A 24,521-nucleotide genomic window follows, 5' to 3' on the forward strand; every position below is an offset into this window, starting at 1 on the left:
CCTGTCATTCTGAGACCAGAAGGATTCGTCTAAAAGATTCTTCGCTACGCTCAGAATGACAGGTATATGAAAAACTACTTCAAATAACCACCCTTATTTAAAACCTCGGCCCAAACCTGGTAACCAGCAGGAATTAAATGCAAACCATCCTTAGTCAATTCAGCTTTTAATCTTTTTTGTTCATCTAAAAAATGAGGATAAAGATCGATAATGGTTACATTTTTTGCTGCCAACTTCCTGATTTCATCATTTAAGTAAAGGATATGTTCATCCTTACCATAATGGTTCTTAAACTTTTCGAAAGAAGCATTTACAGGCAACATCGTATAAAAATAAATCTGCGTTTTCTTAGACCCCTCTCTAATACGTTGAATCATCTTTTTATAATTCCTTAAGATTAAACTATCAGGAATATTCCGCGAAATATCGTTAATTCCAATCAGGATAAACACCTTTGCTGGTTTTCTGTCGATCACTTCCTGCAAACGTTCCAATACGCCAAAAGTAATGTCGCCAGATATGCCTCTGTTTTTTGCTTGAGGCAAGTTGAGCAACTTACTCCAATCGGTTCCAGCAGTGATGCTGTTTCCTAAAAAGATATAATCCTTTTTAGCAATGGGCTCTTCATTAAACTTCTGTACCAATTCTTTGTACTTACCCGGACGGTAGGTGGTATCGTAACTAAGGGTTTGCGCATTTGCGTTATTAAACCATAGTAAAGCGCTTAAAACAACGAGAACAAAAAATCTATTTTTTATAGTCATAAACATTTTCATTAATGAGACAAAGATGTAAGATTGGCTAAATTTTTCTTCTCTCTATTCCAAGTGAATGCCGTGAAGAAGATTGCTAAAATACTAGAAATAGCAATAGTGATAAAACAAGCATCCCATCCGTAGCTATCTACTAAGCCACCCAAGGCTGCATTTGCCAATAAATCTCCAATAAAATAACCAAACAATCCAGTTAAACCTGCTGCTGTACCTGCCGCTTTTTTAGGTACTAAGTCTATAGCTTGTACACCAATCAGCATTACTGGACCATAAATAAAGAAACCAATTGCCCAAAGAGAAAGATTTTGCAACAAATGATGATTTGAAGTTTTCCAGTAAACAATTACCCCTAGCAAGGTAAAAAACATATAAATGATGGTTACTGGCGCCCTTCTTCCCTTAAACAATTTATCGCTCATAATCCCACATAGCAACGTACCTGGAATAGCCGCAAGCTCATAACCTCCAGACGCCCAAGCCGCTTCAGCTTGCGTGTAGTTTTTCGCCTCTTGTAAAAAAGTTGGTGCCCAGTTGATAATTCCATTCCTCACTAAATAAACAAAAGCATTGGCTATGGCTATAAACCAAAGCAATCTGTTATTGAATACATATTTGAAGAAAATTTCTTTGGCCGAAAACTCTTTTTCTTGTGTCTTGGCATCGTAACTTTTAGGGTAATCGTTATTGTATTCCTCTATTGCAGGTAAACCGACAGATTGCGGCGTATCTCTAACGAATAAAAAAGCCACTAAAGCAAATATAATGGCAACCAATCCTGGAAAGTAAAGTTTGGCATGCCAATCTGCAAACAACTCGAAAGCTAAAACGGTTAGTGGCCCTACCAAAAAGCCGCCCACATTATGTGCTAAATTCCAAATAGACATTGCGGTACCTCTTTCTCTAATAGAATACCAATGTGCCACGACCCTACCACATGGAGGCCAGCCCATACCTTGCACCCAACCGTTAATAAACAGCAAACCGAACATTAATGCTATAGATGATGTTGCAAAAGGCACAAGCCCCATAAAAATCATCGTAAAAGCAGATAGCACCAGTCCGATAGATAGAAAATATCGAGCATCACTTCTATCGGAAATATTGCCCATTAAAAATTTACTAAAACCATAGGCTATTGACAGCGCAGAAAAGGCAAAACCAAGCTCCTTTTTACTAAAGCCACCATTTTCCCCCAATTGAAGATCGGGAATGGCAAAAGAAAAATTCTTTCGAACAAAATAATAAGCTGCGTAACCTACGAAAATGCCAATAAAAACCTTGATTCTTTCTTTACTGTATATCGACTTTACTTTATCATCGGGTAATAGCGGTTGATGCGCCGCTGGTTTTGGAAATATTCTAAATCCCATTGTTGGTTAGTGGTTAAGTTGGTTAGTAGAGAGCGTTGATTTAGAAGTTATAATAAATTGGTATAGTCTGTGATCACGCCATCGATTCCGAGTGATTTTAGTTGAGTGATCTCTTCGGCACTGTTAACGGTCCAAGGAATTACTTTTACACCATCAGCATGAGCGCTTTTTACAAATTCCGCATCCACCATTTTTGAATTAGGGCTTATGATAAAAGGCTTGAAGCCTAAATCGGCAATATTTTCTGCATATGTTTTCTTATTTGCTACTAAAAAAGAAGTTTTGATATGAGGATATTCCCTGTTAAGAATTTGGATGGTTCGCTTATCAAAAGACTGAATCACCACGTATTGCTCGATCTTTTTAGATTTAATCACTTCCATTAATAGTTTTACAAAAACTGCTGGTTCTGGATTGGTTACACCATCGCCTTTGGCACTACATTTTGTTTCAATATTATAGAAATATTGCTTTTTGCCCTTGACTTTAATCTCATGTTGAACACTATCGATCAAATCTGCCAAAAGAGGGATGTAGGTTTTCACCTTCTTTTGTTGAGGAAAATCCTTATGGAATTTAGTCCCGATATCAAAAGTTTTCAACTGACTATAATCCATTTGGAAAACGTTGTATTTTTTAGCATCTGACGCTGGAATTTCTTTTCCATCTGGCGTGAGCATAAAACCAGGGCTTAGATAATCATCATGGGTTACCACTACTTTACCATCTTTAGTAATGTGAGTATCCATTTCCAACGTGGTTACGGCAGGATAGCTCATGGCATCTTTCATTGCCAAAATGGTATTTTCTGGCACTAAGCCTCTGCCTCCACGATGGGCTTCGGCACTAAAATTAGGGAATTCCATTTTCTTAGCATTTGGTGTTTTTTGTGCGGAGCAGGCACTAAAGGCTGCAAATAAAACGCCTAAAGGGAAAACTATTTTATTCATTGGAATAGGTCTTTTATTTTGAGGTTTAAGATAACTTTTTTTCTACGGTAAACTGTTCTCCAAAACGGTCTGTCGCTACAATTTTTACGGTTTTCACGGAAGAGCCGCAATGTGTCATGAAGAGATGCTCGGTTCTTGTTGGTTCTGCAAAAGGTCTACTGGCAGGTAACTTATCACCTAAATACAACCTTACTGATTCAGGGTCAAAACCTTTCATCATCTCCATTGGGGTTAATACACCATCTAAAAAGCATTCCACTTTCCACTCAGGGTCATGGTTCCATACGTTGGCAATGATACGATTGTTGCCCGTTAAAGGCTCAATATCGACAGTTAATTGGTGCTTTCTGTCCAATCCAGTCCCTTTATAATACCATTTCAATTGCTTACCAGTCACTTCGTAAACACCATAACCTCTGGGAGCTCCATCACTACAAATCGGTCCAGTCCACCAAGCCCCGCAAACAGCTCCATGGTTATGCTCAAATACGCCGTCGCGAATAACGTTGCGATTGTAATGGGTATGACCAGACATTACATGCACATTGGTAAAGCTTTTAAGAATTTGATAAAATGCTTCATTATTTTTAACACTGTTGTGGATTGGAATATGTGCATTGATGATCACTAAATTATCCTTAGGAACATGCTGAAGGTCTTTTTCCATCCAAGCTAATTGCTCTTCGGTGATAAAACCATCATATTTCCTTTCTTCGCCCAAATACCTTACATCATCCAACACAATGTAATGCGCTTTGCCTCTATTGAAAGAGTAGTAAGTTGGGCCGTAGTATTTTTTAAAGGTTCTGTCGGAAGTTTCATCTCCACCTTGGCGATAATCCATATCGTGATTACCTAAACATTGGAAAAATGGAATACCCATTTGCTCCACTGCTTTATTGTAATCATCAAAAAGAGGAAGATTATCCCAAACTAAATCGCCTACTCCTATGCCATGAACTAGTTCTTTGGGTCCTATTTCTTTTAGCAAGCGCTTTACATCTGGCACAGAGGTCTCCATCATCTGGGCAACATCTTTTTTATTTTTAACCTGTGGATCAGCCCAAATGATAAAATGGTGTCTATCATCACTTTGCTTAAGTTTGGTTAACTTAAAATTGATCTCATTACGAGCTCCCAAGTTTTCATATTGTCTGTTAACACTGCCTACATCAGTTTTAAAATCATAACCAGAAGGCGTACTCAGGAATAAAAACTCTGATTTATCGTTGAGATGAATAGTGTAACGTCCGTTAGCATCCGTTTTCACGACAGCAAATCCATCGGACAACACCACGTCTGCAATAGGTTTCTTTCCATCGGTTACAGTTCCGTTGATACTGCCGCCATGGCTAAGGTTGTTAAATGCATTGGATTTTAAGCTCACCACCATTCCAGTGGCCAGTAATCCAAATCGTTCCAAGAATATTCTACGATTCATTGATATTTAGGATTGTAGTGTATGTTAAAACTAAAAAAAGATCAGAAGGAACTCATTCACCTTCTGTCCTATATAAATTGGCTTATTAAAACTTTGCGGACACGCTTGCACCAGCTTGCGAAACCTTGATGATATGTAGCGACTTACTTAAATTGATAGGAATATGAATTTGATTATTCCCCACACTTACTGTTTTTTCAATCGTTGTTACCTTGGCACCTGTAATACTATAGATGGCAAAAAGTGCTTTCCCGTTAGTGGCTGTATGATAAGCTACCTCAATAGAAGTTCTGTCCGCTGCAACAGCTACGGTTAGATTGTCGCTGTCCAAACCTACTTTAGCTACCGCAATATTAGAGAACGAGGATTTTCCGTCATAATCTACCTGCGTTAAACGATAGTAGTTTGCACCAATGATTGGATTAACATCGGTATAACTATAGTTCCTAAGTACATCTGAATTGTTATTTCCTTTAACCTCTCCTACCTTTTCAAATTTTTCACCATTAACAGAGCGTGTGATACCAAAATGAGAGTTATTTTGTTCTGAAGCTGTTGTCCAAGCTAGGTTTACGGTTCCTTGTTTGTTTGCTTTTGCAGTGAATGAAGTCAATTTTACAGGCAAGGGCTGATCGGTAATTTGCCCTCTCAATTGCAAACTGTACAAATTTTGATCTGCAGCAAATCTTCCTATTGCAAAAGTTCCTGTTGTAGTAGTGAAACCCCAAGCGTGCAACCTAAACTTAATCGCAGTAGCACTTGGTATGTTTTTCAAATCAGCAACGGCCGACAAGTCTATGGAAGCTTGTGCATAACCTTCATCAGATACCAACAATGTTATCGGAGTACCGATATCAACAAATGTACCGTTATCTTTACTGTAAGACCAAATATAGGTAGTAGCACCCCCTGAAGTTCTTCTTAAACGTGCATCAATAGTTGATAGCGTTAAATATTTATTCGAAACATTTGGAGTAACATCAAATTCGAAATATTCCCCATCTACTTTAGTACTACCAACGGTACCAATAGCACTAACGCCTCTTGGCAAGCTTCCGTTACCAAAACCATTTCTAACTAATGTTGAGGCGTTTAAATTTGAGTTTACATTCGTAGCCACTATGGTTGCTTCGCCACCAGTCGTAGCTCCTCCCGCAGCTGCAACATTCATATCCCAACCAAGTAAGTTAGCTGATCCGTTTAATTCACCATACAAAGCTAAAAAATGTGTAAGATCTGTTGCGGCATATTGTCCAAAAGCAAATGTCCCTGTACTAGTCGAAAAACCCCAGCCATACAAACGGAAGGTAACCTTAGTGGAAGAACTTAGATTTTGAAGTTCGGGGATTGAAGTTAGGTTAATTATTGGCTGCAGCACACCTGCCGTGTTCGTATCTCCAAAAGAGACATCAGCTCCAATATCCACAAAAGCCCCATCATTGATACTATAGGCCCAACGATAAGTATTAGGACCACCGCCAGTCCTCCTCAATCTGGCTCCAATACCAGAAAGCGACATGGTGCGACCAGCTTCTGCCTGTGCGGTAAATTGATAATACTCATTAGCGTTTCTTACCGTAGGGTTATTACCAGCCGAATAAGAGGCTGAAGTGCTCGAAAAAGATCTAGCTAATGTTGCAGGCAAAAGACCAGCCCCCCTATCCAAGGTTGAGCTTTCCATCCCCAAAGCCTTATAAATAGCATTGCTGGGGCCAGCTGGCTGTGTTGGAGCTGGATTGCTTAATTGCCAACCTAGCAGTTGACCAAACTGGGCATCTGCCTTAAAAAAGGCACTAAAAAATAGCAACGTGAGTAAAAGTTTTTTCATTATGATAAGCTTCTAAATGATTTATATTTTAGTTTTGAAAAACGGTGAAATCATCAACACTCAACCTACCATCCCTTACTCCAGACTCCTTTTTTGCAGCCTCGATACTTAACTTAGTAATTCTAAAACGTACAGGTTCTTTGATATCCATCACAAAGTCAGCTGTTTTTTGCTTAGCATTTGCATCAGTAATATCATTTCCCACCTGCTTCCATGTCTGTCCTTTATCAGTCGAATACTCCAACTTGATTACACTAGGGCTGTCCTTGTAGTAAACTCCATACATGAAGGTTACTCTAGAAGCGCCTTTTGGTAAATCAAAATTCATTTGCAGGTAACCAGAGTTTTCCTTGTTTTGGTGCATACGTACCGATTGCTTTCCATTGAAACGATCACGATTTTCAACAGCACCTAAAATTGCTTGATCAAAAGTCCAGCTACCTGTTTTCAGTTGAACATCCGCTTTCTTGTATTTGGCTTTAGCAGAAGTATCTGGCATTTCAAAATCTTCTGGGAATTTATCATAGATTCTACCTTTTTGGGCAAAAGCAGTAGCCGAAACCATTAGAACAATAATGGCTAAAAATATTTTCTTCATGATTCAAATTATCTTCTAGGAATAGTATAATAAAAATATGGCTAATACAATGTATTAGCCATATTCTTTAATTGATAACCTTTGTTACATCGGCCCTTCCTTCAATATCGGCCAAAGTTTTAGGCGTAAGTACAGGCTTATCTACACGTAGTGAGCCTACCCATTTTTTTGCAGTAGCATCATAAACACCTCCCAAACAACTAAAACTATTCACCCCTGGATTTGCCCCCACTTTATTACTTGTAGTATTAGTTCCCTGTCCGTAAAAAGGTTGAAAAACAGCACCGTTATACCTCTTATATCGATCGTTATCGCATATGGCATAACCAACACCATCACCAAACAAACTACCACCTCCAGCATAAAAAACAACATCAGAAGGAATAGTGTTCAGATTAACATTTGTAGTTGCGAAAACAGCGATTCCACCTGCGTTACCAGTGTTAGCTAACAAGTTTGAAGTCTTAGTTCCTATGCCATCATCACCATCCAAGTTGGCATATTGCTTGCTAACTACCCAATTAGCATTGCTAATATCAGTAGAGCCGTTTCCATTAATTACTTTATTCCCGCCAACATAAAAGAAAGTTCCCTTTGCCACAGTACCTCTGGTAATATTAAACTTATATGTCCTCAAATCACCTGTAACCCAACCATTAACAGGAAAACCAGTTGGCGTAGAAGCTCCAGCATTATTGGTAGTAATTAAACTAAAGTTCTTTTGCCTAAAGTCGAGATCTTGAGTTGCCATTAACTGTATGTATTCGAAATTAGCGTCTGTACTAGTTGGATCAGCAAAAAAGCCAGTAATAATAACAGGATTTGGACCCAGCGGTATGTTGGGGTCAACTGTAAGGCTGGTTGGGGTAAAATCGGCCTTAAAGCGTGGGTAAATTTGTTGAACACCTGAAGAAGATGGGATAATTAAACCCTTTATTATTGCTGAATATGGTAAAAATTCATTTTTAAAGTTTGCATTAGAACTTACGTTCATCTGCATATCCCCAGAGCCTTCATTAAATATCTTCACACCCTCCACAGTCTCAATTCCAATATTAGGTTCAAAATTACAGTTATATATTAACGCCAAACAGCTTTCAAATCGTTCCGGATTAGATTTAAGATTTGAAGTTGAAACCTGAACTACTCTTAAATTTACCCCAGATGCCTTTTTTTCAATTTTGGCCGCCGTTAAACCTGTAATTTGCAGGATCCCATTCACACGCTTAAGAACCCCTCCCTCTATATTTACATGAATAGAATCACCAGGGATATAATTGGCAGCAGCAGCGCCAATATTTATAGCAATTCCTCTTAGCGAATCAACACTACCTCCTAAGTTCTTTGCATTCTGTACAAATAGCAAGCCTTGAGGTAAATTACCAGCCGAATGATCGGAAATGACCTGGCCTCTCAGATAAATTGCTTCACGGGTAGCCTCCTTGGTTAACGTCACATCACTTCCCCTGTATATTCTTCGTAAATCTAAATTTGCGATATAAGGACTAGGTGTACCTTCTATGATATTAATTTTATCATCCCTCTTACAACTAGACCAGATTGTTGCCAACGCAGCAAGTGCAACTATATATTTTTTAAGATTTTTCATTACAATTTTTTTAATATTTAATGATGTGAAAAACTATGGCTTTTGCCACCATACTAAAGTATTAATATCGTCGGCGCCTTGTGCAGCTATAGCATTCTTGTAATTGGTAGGATTAGTTGACTGAGTAATTGTAGGATAAAACAACCTAGCAGGCATTCTACCTCCATTCACCAAACCAGCTCCTTTTGGTAGTTGAGGATGCCCTGTACGTCTATATTCAAACCATTGTTGAAAATCGACCAAAAACATAGCATAGTATTTCTGCAGATGTATCATTTCCATTTTACTATTATTGCCATAAGTAGCATCATCTAACGGCAATGCGGGATTCCACAATAAATTATTTACAGTTAAATAATTAATGAAATTGGCGTCGGATGTACTGGTCACAAAATTTGGTCTCCAATAATTAATAGCATCAGCTATACCTTTGTAATAAAAATTGCCTGCATCGCCATTAATCCAACCTTTTGCCGCCGCTTCAGCCTTTATAAAGCTTAGCTCGGCTACATTCATGATAATACCAGTATAGGCATCTCTTTGTAGATTGTATGATTTTTTACGAGGTGAGGTACCAGTACCATCTACATCATCATCAGCATTAAAATGTGCTAGTATACTTGTAATCGCATTTGGCACATAACCACTTGGAATACCTTCAACACCGTCAATACTCCAGCGCGATGTATAAGAAGGTGCTCCCATATTTATTACGCAAGGATGTCCCCAGCTCATCAGTTTACCTAAAAAGAAATCGCATAAACCTATAGCTCTAAAGTCATTAGGACGTATACTGGCCATAAAAGGTGAGGTATATAATGCCGCTGCAGAATTTGAACCAGTCCATAACAACCTGCCATTATCACCATTTGGATTGGTAGTACTTTGATCGTTATTTGTAATGACTGGATAGTTTGCTGGATTGATATCGATGATTTCCTTCATTTTAGCCACAGCAGCTGTAGCAGCTTCGGCCTTGCCAGAAACACGCAATAACAATCTTAGATATAGAGAATTTCCTAACTTACGCCACTTTGCAACATCTCCTTTATAAACGGGATCACTTTGAGGTGCAATTGCCTTTCCAGTTTTAAGTAGATCATTGGCTTGCTCCAATTTTTTAAATAAATCCGCATAAATATCTTTCTGTTTATCAAAAGCCGGCTGCAGGTTATTTTTTCCGTCATTAGCTTGTGTGTAAGGAACATCACCATAAGTATCGGTCAATAACGAATACACCCACGCTTGAACTATAAGTGAAATACCTTGATAGGATTCGTTAAGGGTCTCCGGCTTACTTGCAATGTCATAAATGTCTTTTATGTTGGTTAAATTAACATACCAACCATTCCAAGTATTGTCTGCCTGCGTGCGTCTAACGTCGTATCTAAACACTCTACCTTCAGACTGGCTCACTTCAACAGTCACCTGCATTAATTCGTTATTAAAATTACGATTACGCAACATATTTGTCGACATCAAGTTCACCAGTGTTGGTGCCAAAAGCTGTTCGGGAGTAGCCGTAGGTTTACCTAATGGGTCTGTATTAACTTCATTAAAATCTTTCGTACATGAGAAAGTTGACAGACCGAAAGAGGCTAAAAGTATATATATAATATTTTTTCTATTTATTTTCATCACCTTAATTATTAAATGCCCACAACTAAACGTAAACCAAAATTCCTAGTTGATGGCAACTGCCCAACCTCAAAACCTTGCTGAATATCAGATCCAGACAACGTACCAAATTCAGGATCGAAACCTGGCCAAGGTGACCATATAAATAGGTTACGACCATAGGCACTAAGCGTCATCTTAGTAAAGCCAATTCTTTGCAAAAATTTCTTATTAAATGTATAAGTAATGTTAGCCTCCCTAAATTTCAAATAATCTGTGCTATAGACACTTCCTTCAGCCTGATTATAACCTATCACTTCATAATAATTCTGTACATCAGTAGCTATTACATCATTCGGACGGTAGGTTCCTAGATATTTACCTGAAGCATCCTTGTTTTCCAAAACTCCTTTCCCCAAAATACCATTATTTCTGCCTGGTAAAGTAAGCGTAGATTTTCCAAATCTTACTAATTGAGTAATGGTCATAGAGTGCCCCACAGCTCCTACTTGAGCATCAAATAGTACATTCATACCAAATTGCTTATAAGTTATACCTGTACCAAAACTATACCTGAACAATGGCATAGTATTGCCCAAATATTTAACATTATTATCTATTCTTGGAGCCCCTGTACCCTCATCAAATACGACTTGCCCATCCGGTGAACGCAAAAAGCCAGTACCATACAAATCGCCCATACTACCTCCCACTTGAGCAACTATCTGGCCTCCGTTACTGAAGCCACCAGTACGTAACACTACCGCACTATCGGCCAATTCTTTGATTTTATTACGATTCGCAGTGAAGGTACCGTTAACCGTCCAACTAAAATTTTTAGTTTTTACTGGTGTACCATTCAATGCAATCTCAATTCCTTTATTATCTACACGCCCAACATTAAATACACCTATTGTATATCCAGTAGATCTGTCAATAATTCGATTAAGTATTTGATTTTTTGTATTGCCTGAGTAAACTGCAAAATCAAGATTTAATCGATTTTTAAACATTTTCAAATCCAAACCTAATTCTACAGTAGTAGTAATTAGCGGTTTAAGATTTGGGTTAGGCAGAATGGTTGGATTTGTTAGCGCATTCCCTGGATAAATACCGTTTGAAGCAATGAGGTAATTATACTCTGTGCGATAAGGTATAGTGCTGCCACTACCAACCTGAGCAATGGAAGCTCTAAACTTTGCAAGGTTTACAAACTTTGGCAGCTTCCAATAATCTGAAGCCACAAAAGCTAAACTAGCCGAAGGGTAAAAGAAACCCACATTATCTGTTCTCGTAATAGTAGCCAAGGTACTGTTCCAATCTTGACGAGCAGTTAAATCTAGATACAAATAGTTTTTATATGAAAAAGATAAGGCTGCGTAAAAACTGTTAATCCGATATCTAGCGGTATCTGGTACGTAAACCAAAGGATTTCTGTTATTATCCAATCTATAAACATTAGGAACTAACAACCCATCAGCACGCACCTCCAGTCTATCATATTGGTTACGCATTTGACTACCACCAACGCTGGCGTTAACATGAAAATCTTTGTTAATTTTTTTATCATATTTAACCATAAAATCAGCACTTATTTCATAAGAACGAATATTATTTACACGATAAGCTCCCTGAGCCCAACCTGTTCCATTAGCATCGAAAGGTCGCTTGGTTTCCCTTATATCCTTATTTAAATCTCCTGAAGCTCTAACCATCAAGCTTAAATCTTTTGTGAACCTATAGGTTGCCTGTATGTTACCTAGAAATCCATTACGGCGCTGGCCATTTAAATACTGTTCCGAAATGGCATAAGGTCCTTCAGGAAATGAAGTAGTTAAATTTGAAAACTGTTCAAACTCTTTACCTGGCGCCCAGTAATCCCTATACCAATCAGTATTAATATTAGGTTGCGAGAAAGCAAACCAGTACATTAAGGATTGATTTCCGAAACCAGTAGTAGGCAAATTATCCGCATGCCTATTACTGTATTGCGCTTTGATATTTATACTAAGTTTTTTTGTAATATTCGCATTGGCATTTAAAGCTACAGAAGTACGCTCTAGACCAGTATTTGGTACGATCCATTCATTCTCACCATGACTTGCGGTTAAACGCAAACCCACTTTCTTATAGGTACCATCTAAAGTAATGGAGTTTGTCTGCTCAAATCCCGTCACAAAAAAGGCATCTATAGGATCTTCGTAAGCCACAAATGGAGTAAGTTTAGTGCCAAGCGCTTTAGTTGTAGGATCATACTGATAGAATTGCAATCCAACTCCTAGAGGTGGACCATAAGCTGCACTAGTTGCACCTGTACCCCATTGGTAAAAGTTCGCACCATCGTTACCTTGGCCAAATTCGGTCTGTCTATCTGGTTTACGGTTAACTTGCTCCCAAGCGCTATTTGAAGTAAGCGTAATACCAACAGTTTTTCTATTTTTAGTAGCCGATTTAGTAGTTATAATAATTGCTCCATTAGCCCCTCTCTGACCATAAAGAGCAGAAGCCGCTGGTCCCTTTAACACCGTAACACTCTCTATATCTTCAGAATTCAAATCATTCAAGCCACTGCCAAAATCCACCGGCATAATATCACCACCTGTACCGTAAGCACCTCCGCCTGTAGCCGCAGTTCTTCTAGAGCTACTTGAAGCTACCACGCCATCAATTACAATCAAAGCTTCATTATCGCCCGTTAAGTTGTTCTCTCCCCTTAATATAATTTTATTAGATGCTGCTGGTCCACTATTACGAACTAAATTTAGACCAGCAACCTTACCTGAAAGCGCATCTGTCCAGTTACTTGCAATTGCATTTGTAATTTGGGTGCTATCAACTGTAGTAACCGCATACCCTAAAGCTTTCTCTTCACGCTTAATACCAAGAGCCGTAACCACTACTGTATTCAATTCATTAGTAGAAGATTTCATACTAATAGAAACACCTGTTTGCGCATTAGCAAAAGTTCTGCTCACAGCGGCATAACCAATCATGGTAAAATTAACGGTAGTACCCTTAGCAATGGTAATACTGAAATCACCTCTGCTATCCGTTAATCCAAGCACCTTCTTTGTGTTATCGGTAATGCTAACGCCTGGTATACCAGTATTGTCGCCAGCATCAACTATAGTACCTTTTACCGTAATGTTTTGTGAAGAAGTTTGTGCCACTACATTTTGTAACAGTAAAAATTGAAAAAGCAAAACAAGTAGAAATGTAACGCTACTTACATTTCGATACTGCTTCTTCAAAATACCGATTACAGAAAGCTGTGACTGCGGTTTGCTTTCGCATTCCGCGGCATGTAGGCACATGCGAGCCTTTTGAGTAATTGTTTTGTTCATAATTAATTTATATCGGGTTATTTACTAGTTTCAATTATAATTTCCCGATTGCCGCAAAACTAGGCTGCTTTTGTTAATTATATATTAACTAAGCATTAACCTATTTGAAACAATTCGCAATTACAATTTGTATTATTTGATTCAAATATAGAATAATAAACAATAAATAAAAACAAATTGAAACTAAAGAAAAATAATGATTTCTCAAAACAATTTGAAAATTACTCGGATTACACTACTAAAACAGCAACAAATGAATGAACAAAGGCTTAGTCAAAACCAAAAACACAAAATGAAAGAAAAACAAGAAACAATTCGAAAACAAAATAAAAAAGCGCAATATTTCTATTGCGCTCTTATTTTATGGAGATTTAGATAGCTAAACCATGGTAACTGTAATACCTAAGCCTTCTAAATGATTGATCATCTGTTGAGAAATACCCCTATCGGTAATAATATGATCCACATCTTCAAAACCACATATTTTACCAAACCCTCTTTTACCAAACTTAGTTGAATCGGCCAACACGACTACTTTTTGAGAAACCTTGATCATTTGCCTATTCAGATGTGCTTCCATAGCATTGGTGGTTGTAAAACCATGCTCCAAATCAATACCATCTACACCCAAAAACAAAGTACTAAAGTAGAAATCTTGCAAAACCTGTTCTGCATAAGCTCCCATTACAGAAGAAGAGCTCTTTCTTAGCAAGCCGCCCAACTGGATCACTTCCACTTCTGGATTTCGTAAAAATTCAATAGATATATTTAAGGAGGAAGTTACTACTGTTATATTAAGGCCTGCAGGAATATTTTTAGCGAAATACAATAAGGTAGTACCCGAAGCAACCACAATAGAATCATTCTCTTTCAATAACTTAGTCGCAGCAATACCTATTTTGTTTTTCTCGTTCGACTGCATCTTCTCCTTCTCGTTCACTGGACGATCAACCGCATAAGGATTATTCAAGGTTGCGCCACCATGTGTTCTGAAAAGAAGATTTTTATCTTCCAATAATTTTAAATCTTTACGAATAGTAACTGAAGATACTTTTAGCTCTTTACAGAGTTCTACAACATTTATATATTGATCTTGCTGAATACGATTAAGTATAAATTGGTGCCTTTCGGCCAGCGTCATGCTCATAGCGTTTACATTTAATCGCAAGTTAATAATTAATATAAATACCCTTACCATATTTATTGTAGAAAAATATTTTCATCAAAGTTTCTATTATTTCGATTTTGATTACTTATAATTGCTTATTGTTTCGTTTTATTACAATTTAGACATGCAAAGAATACACAAACATAACTTGGTCGATAAATCTGAATGGGATGTAATTATTATAGGCGGAGGCGCAACGGGGCTTGGAACCGCATTAGATGCCGCGAGTAGAGGATTAAAAACCCTATTGGTTGAACAAGCGGACTTTGCAAAAGGAACATCAAGCAGAAGCACCAAGTTAGTTCATGGCGGAGTGAGGTATCTTGCCCAAGGGGATATCGCACTGGTAAAACATGCTTTGAAAGAACGGGGTCTGATGCAAAAAAACGCTGCTCATTTAGTACATAAAGAGGAATTTCTTATACCGTGTTACGATTGGTTCTCCGTAGCCAAGTACCTTATAGGTTTGAAACTATATGATTGGTTAGCGGGACGTTTCAGTTTCGGAACTTCTAAGTTTTTCTCAAAAAGCGAAACCTTACATTTGATGCCAGGCATTAAAGAGCAAGGCTTAAAGGGTTCTATCCGTTATTTTGACGGGCGTTTTGATGATGCAAGACTAGCCATTAACATTGCACAAACTGCAAAAGAGAATGGCGCCACTTTAGTGAACTACATGAAGGTGACTGGCCTACTTAAAAATGGTGGGCAAATTACTGGCATCACAGCTACTGACGCTATTACAAACGAAATCTTCCATTTACATGGCAAAGTGGTGATCAATGCCACAGGAGTATTTGTAGATGAGATTTTACAGATGAGCAATGCCAAAGCCAAGAAAACCGTAAGACCAAGTCAAGGCGTACACATTGTATTGAAGAAAGAATTTCTAAACAGCGATTCGGCTTTGATGATTCCTAAAACTTCTGATGGCAGAGTACTTTTTGCCGTACAATGGCACAACCATTTATTGGTGGGCACTACCGACACACCCTTGGATGAGCACAGTTTGGAACCCAGAGCATTAAAAGAAGAAACAGATTTCATTTTAAATACAGCGGCCAGCTATTTCAAGACCAAACCTATAGAAAACGATATTCTGAGCGTTTTCTCTGGATTACGTCCACTAGCCGCCCCTACTGATAGCAATTCCAACAGCACCAAAGAAATTAGCAGGGATCACAAGCTGATGGTTTCGGCAAAAGGCTTAATCACCATTACAGGTGGCAAATGGACCACCTATCGCCGTATGGCAGAAGAAACGGTCAACTTAGCCATCAAGGAAGCAGGGCTACCTCAAAAAGCTTGTCAAACTACTCAATTGGCGATTCACGGCTGCAATGAAAGTACGGACCACAATTATCTGAATATTTACGGTACCGACAGATCAAATATAGAAGCACTAATCAAAAAAAGACCAGAGCTCGCTCAAAAACTACATCCTGATTTCCCGTATACTTTTGCAGAAATAGTATGGAGTACTAAAAATGAAATGGCCGAAACAGTAGAAGACATTTTAAGTAGACGCTTAAGGGTATTGATTATTGATGCCAAAGCAGCGATAGAAATGAGCGCAACCGTAGCTGCTATCATGGCTAATGAGATCGGTGCCGATAAACAATGGGAAGATGAACAAGTAAAATCTTTTGTTAAATTAGCAGAAGGATATACTTACCAAATAAAAAACAAAAAGGAAAATCCCGTTTTAGCGGAATAGTTTTCCTAAACCAAAATATAAGCTATGAGCAATTACATTTTATCTCTAGACCAAGGGACAACAAGTTCACGTGCCATTGTTTTCGACCACAGTGGCGAAATCATTGCCATAGCCCAAAAGGAATTTACGCAGATATATCCCGAAGCTGGATGGGTAGAGCACAACCCTGGTGAAATTTGGTCTACCCAACTATCCGTAGCTACCGAGGTCATTGCCAAAGCTAATTTAACCGCTGCCGATATCAAGGCCATTGGAATTACCAACCAGCGAGAAACTACTGTGGTTTGGGATAAAACCAATGGAAAACCAGTGTATAATGCCATTGTTTGGCAAGACAGACGAACCTCGGAATACTGTAATTCGATTAAAAAGCAAGGTTTATCTCAAAAGATACAAGAGAAAACGGGATTGATCATCGACTCCTATTTTTCGGCAACCAAGGTAAAATGGGTTTTAGAGCATTTAGAGGGTGCAAGAGAAAAGGCGGAAAAAGGAGAATTAGCTTTCGGCACTGTTGACAGCTGGTTAATTTGGAACTTAACTGCAGGAAAAGTTCACGTAACGGACGTAAGCAATGCTTCACGCACCATGCTTTACAACATTCACTCCTTAACATGGGATAAAGATCTGCTTGAATTATTCGGTATTCCAGGCTCCATGCTACCCGAAGTAAAATCATCGAGCGAAGTGTATGGCACTACCGCAGGGAACATTTTGGCCGCACAAATTCCAATTGCGGGCATTGCAGGTGACCAGCAATCGGCTTTATTTGGACAAATGTGTACGCAACCAGGAATGGTAAAAAACACTTATGGCACAGGCTGTTTCATGCTAATGAACATCGGCAAAACTCCAAAAACTTCTACCAATAACCTATTGACCACCATAGCTTGGCAAATTAACGGCGAAGTGAATTATGCACTTGAAGGTAGCATTTTCATTGCTGGTGCAATTGTACAGTGGTTGAGGGACGAATTAGGCTTGATTGAAAAATCGGCAGATGTAGAGCAGCTTGCTCAAAAAGTTGAAGATACACAAGGGGTTTATATTGTTCCTGCATTTGCTGGACTAGGTGCGCCCTACTGGAACCAAGATGCCAGAGGCACCATCACAGGCATTACTCGTGGCACCAACAAATCGCACATGGCTAGGGCTGCTTTAGAAAGTATCGCGTATCAAACCATGGATGTTTTAAATGCCATGCAGGCAGATGCTGGTACTCCTATCGCGGAATTGAGAGTTGATGGGGGTGCTACCGCCAATAATCTACTAATGCAATTTCAAGCAGATTTACTGAACTGCAAAGTAGTAAGACCAGAAGTAACTGAAGTAACTGCCATTGGCGCTGCTTACCTGGCGGGTTTGGCTACCGGATTTTGGCAAAATATCGAAGAAATCAAATCTCAATGGCAAGTAAACAAAACCTTTGTTGCCAACGCCAATATTGATAATAGCAAACGCATCAGTGGCTGGAAAAAAGCCGTAAGAGCTGCCATTGCAAATACGGAATAATTTTCAGTTGCCATATTTAACTATTAACCAAATAACCAGTTCGCACCATTAATCAATCCTTATGAACATTTACGTTGCAGAATTTATAGGTACAGCCATTATGATTTTATTAGGAAATGGTGTGGTAGCCAACGTGGTACTCAAAGAAACCAAAGGTAACGGCAGTGGCTGGATGGTAATTACCACCGCTTGGGCACTGGCTGTATTTGTAGCAGTAGTTGTTGCTGGCCCTCATAGTGGAGCACACCTTAACCCAGCGGTAACACTAGCCTTGGCCATTACAAATACTTTTGAATGGACTAAAGTACCTTATTATGTACTTGCTCAATTAGGTGGCGCCATTACAGGCTCATTATTGGTATGGCTTTTTTATAAAGACCATTTTGATGTGACCGAAGATAAGGGCTTAAAAGCAGCACCCTTCGCCACAGGCCCAGCCATCGCTAATAAAACTTCTAACCTGTTCTCTGAAATTGTAGGCACTTTTGTTCTTATTTTTGTGATTTTCTACATCACGGGAGGGGAAATGGGCAGCGAAAAAACACCTATTGGGCTTGGCTCTGTTGGCGCATTACCTGTAGCCTTTTTAGTCTGGGTAATTGGTTTAAGCTTAGGCGGAACTACGGGTTACGCCATCAATCCCGCAAGAGATTTAGGACCACGAATTGTACATAGCATTATTCCTATGAAAGGAAAAGGCAATAGCAATTGGGGCTACGCATGGATTCCCATCGTAGGTCCAGTAATAGGCGCTAGCTTAGCGGCATTATTGCACCTGTTCCTAAAAATCAATTAACGTGCTTACGTAATTCTTCAAATAAATCATCTGGATGGAAAGGCTTAGACAAATAACCATTCATCCCCACCGCCAAAACATCATCCAGCACTTGACTATTTACAGTGGCAGTAAGTGCAATGATAGGAACATTCGCTTTGCGATCATCAACTAAACTTCTAATCACTTTAGTGGTTTCGTATCCATCCAATTCAGGCATGTACAAGTCCATTAAAATAAGGTCGTATTCATTAGCAGCAATCATTTCAAGGGCCATTTTTCCATTTTCGGCCACATCTGGATTAATTTCCATCCTATTGAGTGTTTTACGAATGACCAAGATGTTTACCGCATTATCTTCCACCACCAAAACCTTCAATTTTGATAAATTAGCAGACTTGCTTTCCTTAACGGCACTATTTTTCACGTCATCAGCAATATCCTTTCGGTAAGGGAAAACAATATCAAAACTGAACCTTGCCCCATTCCCAATACTACTGTCAATCTGTACCGTCGATTGGTACAGTTCCAGTACTCTCTTCACAATAGGGAGGCCCAATCCAGTACCACCATAATTCCTTGTGGTACTTACAGAAGCCTGCACAAATTCATCAAAAATACCTCGCTGCCTGCTTTCCTCTATCCCAATGCCCGTATCCTCTACTACAAACCTTATCTCAACGCTCTCATCCCTGATTGCCAATTCGCTGCAACTTAATTTCACATACCCCTTCTCGGTAAATTTAACCGCATTATTCAACAGATTTAACAATACTTGTGTAATACGAGTGGGGTCACCAATTAAAGTGAGTGAACGCAATGGATCTGAAACTTCGAAAGAAAAATCAAGCTGCTTTTCTGAGGCCTTCAGCTTTGTTGCTGCGCAGATATTTTCTATTAAATCATACAGGTTAAAAGGCGTACTTTCTAGCTCTACCACATCCGAATCGAGCTTATTGAAATCTAAAATATCGTTGACCAAAGCAAGCAAGTTCTCTGCTGAAAATTTAAGTACCGAAAGGGTTTCTTCTTGATCTTTACGAGGTTCCTGATGCAATAACACGTTAGTCAATCCTATCACCCCATTTAATGGTGTTCTAAGCTCGTGCGACATGGTCGATAAAAATCTCATCCTCACATTAGAAAGCTCCTTAATTTCTTCAATGGTTTTATTTAGCTTCTCATTAGTGTTGTTAAGTTGGTTTTTTGTTTCTGTTAAAGTCGTGATATTCTTGTTAAATACCTTGAAAAAAAAGTAATGCAAAAATGCAATGGCAAAAAAATCGTAGATCAGCACATAAATATAGATAGGTCTAGCAACCACCTGTGGACCAGCGCCTAAAAAGAAATAATCCTTACTAAAAAATGTCGCATCAATTAATACTGGTGCAATATTAATTACCGCATATACCCAACCTACCTTTGAACCATGCATATAAAAACCAAAGGCACAAGCTAACCAAATATACTGTAAAGTAGCTGCGTTAATACCTTGTACATAAATCAAGATATTTGCCCAAACCCCCATCACCGTAATCAAAACCAACACAATATGCGACAATATTCGCCACACATTAAAGGTGTAATGCACATATAAGGCGATGATGGCCAAAATAGAAATGACAATTGCTCTAATCAGTTGGGGAATTTGTCCCGTGTAAGCATAAGCAACGGTTAGTGATAAACCGAAAAAGAAATAGGCCATCACCAGATAAAATAACATTTGCGTACGGGCCTGATTGATTGGATCGCTTTCCCTAGCAGTTATTCTTTCGATGAAATCTCGTATAAGAGGCATAGAGGTAAATTTAGTGTGTTAACCAATTATACGAAGCTTAAATGTAAAATCCATCAAATTATACACTTATTGACAAAAAAATAAATAATCTAGCGGCGCCGCTCTACTATTCGTCCTCGTGAAGATGATGCTTTACTTGTGGGTCGTATATTTCTATCTCACCAAAGCCTTTACGATAAATAAGCCAAGCTATCCATACCATTAAAAGAGCGGTACAGAAAATTGAACCTTCGATACCGAAGGCACCGCCAGAAAGATAAGTTGAACCTATGGGCGTAGCTTTTAATGCGCCAGGCATTTCATTACCACTTACATTGTAACCCAAAAGCACACCCTGCGTAAAATTCCATCCAAAATGGATGCCTATAGCCCATGAAATGTTTTTCCTTTGCAAAGTGTAAATACAAAAAAGCACGCCCGCTAAAAGAATATTAAACAAACCCAAAGCTGTGAAATTTGGATTTCCAAAATGTGCCAAAGCAAACAATATCCCATTAAAAAAAATAGTGAACCATACAGGATATCGCTCTGCAAAAGCAAATAAAGGATAAGCCCTAAACAACATCTCTTCAAAAACAGCAATTAGCAAAAAGTAAACTAAGTACAACAATACTGCTGAAACGGCTATATTTTTCAAACTAAAGCTCACATTACCGTTAAGATAGAGCAACAATGCACAAAGCCCCATAAACACTAAACCAATTACCGAACCTTTTAAGAAACCACTAAGGGCTTTCTCCTTTCTTACAAATATGGCATAGAAATCCAGATAAGGCAAAATTCTGAATATCATCAGAGAAGCGCTAATCACTACGACAACTAAGCTGGCCTGTGCCGAAATATCCGCAAGTAATTGATTTGGCGCTGGAGGCAGCAAATTAAGCTGAACAACTAAACCAAACGGAAGAACACAAACAAAACACAGAAAAATAAATAGCGTAACCCTAAACACCGGGGCTAGGTGATAAAAAATATTATTTCTCATACACAAGTGCTTTCAACAATTCCACAACAGTTTTATCGGTTCTAAAAGTAACATCATCCTGCGTAAGCTCGTTAATTTTCTTCCACCTAAAAGACTGGCTCAGTCCCTCATCAAAATCAAAAACTTTGATTTTAAAATTCAGTTGCAACGGATGAACGGCTTTAACCAAATAATAAACACTAATCACCTGGCTTTCGTTAAAGGAAGACTTTTCGTAAAAATCAGTGGTATAAAAATGATTAATCACCTCTACTTCCGCCTCACATTCTTCCATAAACTCTCGTTTTAACCCATCAATTAGTCCTTCCCCCAATTCCAATCCGCCACCAGGAAATTTGGTAAAATACCGCCCTACTTCAAATTCATCACTCAACAAAACTTCTTGATGTTGGTTAATCAGCAACCCGTAAACTCTAATATTGAAATAGCTCATTTATTGAAAGTGCTTTTGATTCTTAGTAACGTTCTCCATATTCCATTTAATTTCGGCCCTAAAAGCTTCTGCTCTTACTGTGCAGTTTTCCATTTTGCAATAATGACAGCAAGCAGGCAAACACGGATCGGCATGGATAAACAGCTCTGTTTGATGGTTCACAGATTGATTAATAAGCTTATCTATAGCTGATATTTCCTGATGAACGGTGTTCAAATCAAAATAGTATGGCAAGGTTACGTGGCAATCGATATGCAAATCGGCTCCATATTGCTGCGCCCTTAAATTATGTACATCAATCCAACTTGGCTGCCTATTTTCTTGCAACACCTTCACCACCTCTTCCACCAGTTCTATATTGCTTTCATCCATTAATCCGCCTACCGATTTTCGGGTAAGTTTATAGCCACTAAAAACAATATAAATCCCTAAAAGAATGGAAATCACACTATCCAACCATAAAATTTGAGTAAGCTGGATAATGATAATTCCAATCACTAAACCAGCGCTACTTAACGCATCGGTGAGTAAGTGTTTACCATCAGCCTCCAAGGTTAACGACCTGTTCGCCTTTCCAGTGCTCATCAGAAAAAGCCCTACCACAAGATTAATCAAACCAGTAGCCCCAATAATAAGCGCACCGTTATACAAATCACTTACCTCATTTCCATAAAACAAGCTATAAATTGATTTAATCACAATCACTACACCCGCAATGCAAATGAGTACTCCCTCTACAAAAGCTGAAAAAAACTCTACTTTTCCATGTCCATACGGATGATTTTCGTCTTTAGGCAACGTGGCCAAGTAAATGCTATAAAAGGCAAAACCGCTAGCCAAAACATTCACGATACTTTCAGCAGCATCGGTTAAAATAGCGTTGGAATTGGTAATGAAATAAGCTACAAACTTGGCTAGCATCAATAAAATACTGGCACACAGCGATATCAATATGGCTCTTTTATTCGTGGTCAAAGCTAGCTTGTTTTATCTGCCAAAATTACGCTTAAAAAGTCTTAAGTTTACATACAAAAGCATTGTTTCTTTCCTCAATAAGAAAGCAAAAGCATATTCGTAATTAGACAAGCCAAACGCTAAAATCTTTGGGCAGAAATCCTATTGTCAAATTATCAACAAAACCACAAAAACATTAAACAAATGCCATTAAAATACATCTTTTATTAGGGTGTTACAAATAAGGTTTCTATATTTGTTATCTCACAAAAGCATCATGAGTATTTTATCAGACAGAATAAATAATCTTTCAGAATCCGCTACGCTAAAAATGACCAAACTAGGTCGCGAGTTAGCTGCAAAAGGCGTAAACGTAATTAGTTTAAGTGTAGGCGAACCAGATTTTAACACGCCAGACCACGTTAAAGAAGCTGCAAAAAAAGCATTGGACGAAAATTATACTCGTTACTCACCAGTACCGGGCTATCCAGATTTGCGCCAAGCTATTGTAAATAAACTAAAAACTGAGAACAACCTCGATTACGACATTTCTCAAATTGTAGTTTCTACAGGAGCTAAGCAATCTTTATCGAACGTTATTTTAACCTTAATTAACCCTGGCGACGAAGTAATTATCCCTACACCGTACTGGGTTTCTTACTCTGAAATGGTAACCCTTGCCGAAGGAAAATCTGTTTTCATTAACACTTCCATTGAAAGTGATTTCAAAATCACCCCCGAGCAATTAGAAGCGGCCATTACTCCAAAAAGTAAGTTGTTCATGTTCTCTTCGCCAAACAACCCAACAGGTACCGTTTACAGCAAAGATGAACTCGCAGCGCTAGCTAAAGTATTCGAAAAATACCCTAACATCTACATCCTTTCAGATGAGATTTACGAACATATCAACTTTGTAGACAAACACGAATCGATTGCTCAATTTCCAAGCATTAAAGACCGTGTAATTATCGTAAATGGCTTCTCTAAAGCATTTGCAATGACAGGATGGCGTTTAGGCTACATTGCTGCAAACAAAGAAATTGCTGCTGCAAATGATAAACTACAAGGCCAAACTACTTCGGGCACCTGCTCTATTGCACAACGTGCCGGTATCGTAGCTTACGAGCAAGGTTTAGATACCGTTAACGAGATGAAGAAAGCTTTCGAACGTCGTCGCCAGTTGGTGTACGATTTGTTGAAAGAAATTCCGGGAGTAAAAACCAACCTACCAGAAGGTGCATTCTATTTCTTCCCAGAAATCAGCTCGTTTTTTGGCAAAAAAGATGCAGAAGGCAACGTAATCAAAAACTCTAGCGACTTGGCGCTTTACCTATTAAACGTTGGCCATGTGGCTACCGTAGGTGGTGATAGTTTCGGAAACGACAACTACATCCGCTTGTCTTACGCCGCTTCAGACGAAAGTTTGGTAGAAGCTTTAAGAAGAATCAAAGAAGCACTAGGTAAATTAAGCTAGTCGAATTTCTCATAAAATAACAGAAGAGTCTTGGTGAACGCCAAGGCTCTTTTTTGTTAGAAAAGCAATAGCACCACTCCTAGCTCCCCAAAGTCGGGCTATTCGCTTCAAGTCCTCATTACGCTACGCTACATTCCGGGCTTTACACTGCTATCCCGTTTAATTAACAACCGTC

At 38.7% G+C, this 24,521-nt stretch carries 19 protein-coding genes; 5 read left to right on the forward strand and 14 right to left on the reverse strand.

Going from position 1 to position 24,521, the window contains the following annotated elements; genetic code table 11:
- Positions 1-74 precede the first annotated feature (74 nt).
- The 9 genes from DUT70_RS05065 to DUT70_RS05105 all read right to left on the reverse strand — a co-directional run bounded on the left by DUT70_RS05065 (position 75) and on the right by DUT70_RS05105 (position 13,530).
- Entirely contained in the window at positions 75-764 is a 690-nt protein-coding gene (locus DUT70_RS05065) for a GDSL-type esterase/lipase family protein (protein ID WP_113646575.1), read from the reverse strand.
- Positions 765-775: 11 nt separating this feature from the next.
- On the reverse strand, positions 776-2,143 hold the full coding sequence (gene pgtP / locus DUT70_RS05070) for a phosphoglycerate transporter protein PgtP (RefSeq protein ID WP_113646180.1): 1,368 nt from the start codon (positions 2,141-2,143) through the stop codon (positions 776-778).
- Positions 2,144-2,190: 47 nt separating this feature from the next.
- Complete coding sequence (locus DUT70_RS05075) at positions 2,191-3,093, reverse strand: glycerophosphodiester phosphodiesterase family protein (RefSeq protein WP_113646181.1); 903 nt, start codon at positions 3,091-3,093, stop codon at positions 2,191-2,193.
- A 25-nt stretch (positions 3,094-3,118) separates the two neighbouring features.
- Positions 3,119-4,534 (reverse strand): calcineurin-like phosphoesterase C-terminal domain-containing protein, encoded by a 1,416-nt coding sequence (locus DUT70_RS05080; protein ID WP_113646182.1) that lies wholly within the window; start codon positions 4,532-4,534, stop codon positions 3,119-3,121.
- An 85-nt stretch (positions 4,535-4,619) separates the two neighbouring features.
- The gene (locus DUT70_RS05085) at positions 4,620-6,362 is read right to left on the reverse strand and encodes a hypothetical protein (RefSeq protein ID WP_113646183.1); all 1,743 of its coding nucleotides are present in this window, start codon (positions 6,360-6,362) and stop codon (positions 4,620-4,622) included.
- A gap of 28 nt (positions 6,363-6,390) precedes the next feature.
- Entirely contained in the window at positions 6,391-6,960 is a 570-nt protein-coding gene (locus DUT70_RS05090; protein WP_113646184.1) for a hypothetical protein, read from the reverse strand.
- Positions 6,961-7,027: 67 nt separating this feature from the next.
- Positions 7,028-8,569 carry a DUF5689 domain-containing protein gene (locus DUT70_RS05095; RefSeq protein ID WP_113646185.1) on the reverse strand — a complete coding sequence of 514 codons (1,542 nt, stop codon included), beginning with the start codon at positions 8,567-8,569 and terminating at the stop codon, positions 7,028-7,030.
- Positions 8,570-8,602: 33 nt separating this feature from the next.
- Complete coding sequence (locus DUT70_RS05100) at positions 8,603-10,207, reverse strand: SusD/RagB family nutrient-binding outer membrane lipoprotein (protein ID WP_113646186.1); 1,605 nt, start codon at positions 10,205-10,207, stop codon at positions 8,603-8,605.
- 11 nt (positions 10,208-10,218) lie between these two features.
- Positions 10,219-13,530: a SusC/RagA family TonB-linked outer membrane protein gene (locus DUT70_RS05105; protein ID WP_240432027.1), complete on the reverse strand. Its 3,312-nt coding sequence runs from the start codon at positions 13,528-13,530 to the stop codon at positions 10,219-10,221.
- Positions 13,531-13,726: 196 nt separating this feature from the next.
- Here DUT70_RS05105 and DUT70_RS21305 point away from each other — a divergent pair, with 196 nt between their 5' ends.
- On the forward strand, positions 13,727-13,909 hold the full coding sequence (locus DUT70_RS21305; protein ID WP_113646187.1) for a hypothetical protein: 183 nt from the start codon (positions 13,727-13,729) through the stop codon (positions 13,907-13,909).
- On the opposite strand, the gene DUT70_RS05115 is transcribed toward DUT70_RS21305, so the two are convergent.
- Positions 13,910-14,671, reverse strand: a complete 762-nt coding sequence (locus DUT70_RS05115) for a DeoR/GlpR family DNA-binding transcription regulator (RefSeq protein WP_113646577.1) — start codon at positions 14,669-14,671, stop codon at positions 13,910-13,912. It lies immediately after the preceding gene.
- 151 nt (positions 14,672-14,822) lie between these two features.
- Here DUT70_RS05115 and DUT70_RS05120 point away from each other — a divergent pair, with 151 nt between their 5' ends.
- The 3 genes from DUT70_RS05120 to DUT70_RS05130 all read left to right on the forward strand — a co-directional run bounded on the left by DUT70_RS05120 (position 14,823) and on the right by DUT70_RS05130 (position 18,723).
- A complete protein-coding gene (locus DUT70_RS05120; protein ID WP_113646188.1) occupies positions 14,823-16,415 on the forward strand; it encodes a glycerol-3-phosphate dehydrogenase/oxidase in 1,593 nt (530 codons plus the stop codon).
- 24 nt (positions 16,416-16,439) lie between these two features.
- A complete protein-coding gene (gene glpK, locus DUT70_RS05125) occupies positions 16,440-17,927 on the forward strand; it encodes a glycerol kinase GlpK (RefSeq protein WP_113646189.1) in 1,488 nt (495 codons plus the stop codon).
- Between the two features lie 61 nt (positions 17,928-17,988).
- A complete protein-coding gene (locus tag DUT70_RS05130; RefSeq protein WP_113646190.1) occupies positions 17,989-18,723 on the forward strand; it encodes an MIP/aquaporin family protein in 735 nt (244 codons plus the stop codon).
- Here the strand turns inward: DUT70_RS05130 and DUT70_RS05135 are convergent.
- From DUT70_RS05135 to DUT70_RS05150, 4 genes are all read right to left on the reverse strand, one after another.
- A complete protein-coding gene (locus DUT70_RS05135; protein WP_113646191.1) occupies positions 18,716-20,500 on the reverse strand; it encodes a response regulator in 1,785 nt (594 codons plus the stop codon). The two genes, DUT70_RS05130 and DUT70_RS05135, sit on opposite strands and share 8 nt — an antisense overlap.
- A 106-nt stretch (positions 20,501-20,606) precedes the next feature.
- A complete protein-coding gene (locus DUT70_RS05140; protein WP_113646192.1) occupies positions 20,607-21,485 on the reverse strand; it encodes a CPBP family intramembrane glutamic endopeptidase in 879 nt (292 codons plus the stop codon).
- Entirely contained in the window at positions 21,475-21,918 is a 444-nt protein-coding gene (locus DUT70_RS05145; RefSeq protein ID WP_113646193.1) for an NUDIX domain-containing protein, read from the reverse strand. The genes DUT70_RS05140 and DUT70_RS05145 overlap by 11 nt, the downstream gene beginning before the upstream one ends.
- Positions 21,919-22,893, reverse strand: a complete 975-nt coding sequence (locus tag DUT70_RS05150) for a cation diffusion facilitator family transporter (RefSeq protein ID WP_113646194.1) — start codon at positions 22,891-22,893, stop codon at positions 21,919-21,921.
- Positions 22,894-23,149: 256 nt separating this feature from the next.
- On the opposite strand from DUT70_RS05150, the gene DUT70_RS05155 reads away from it, so the two are divergent.
- Positions 23,150-24,346, forward strand: coding sequence for a pyridoxal phosphate-dependent aminotransferase (locus DUT70_RS05155; RefSeq protein WP_205529730.1), 1,197 nt, complete (start codon positions 23,150-23,152; stop codon positions 24,344-24,346).
- Positions 24,347-24,521 lie beyond the last annotated feature (175 nt).

Source organism: Pedobacter chitinilyticus (assembly GCF_003313385.1).
Lineage (GTDB): Bacteria > Bacteroidota > Bacteroidia > Sphingobacteriales > Sphingobacteriaceae > Pedobacter > Pedobacter chitinilyticus.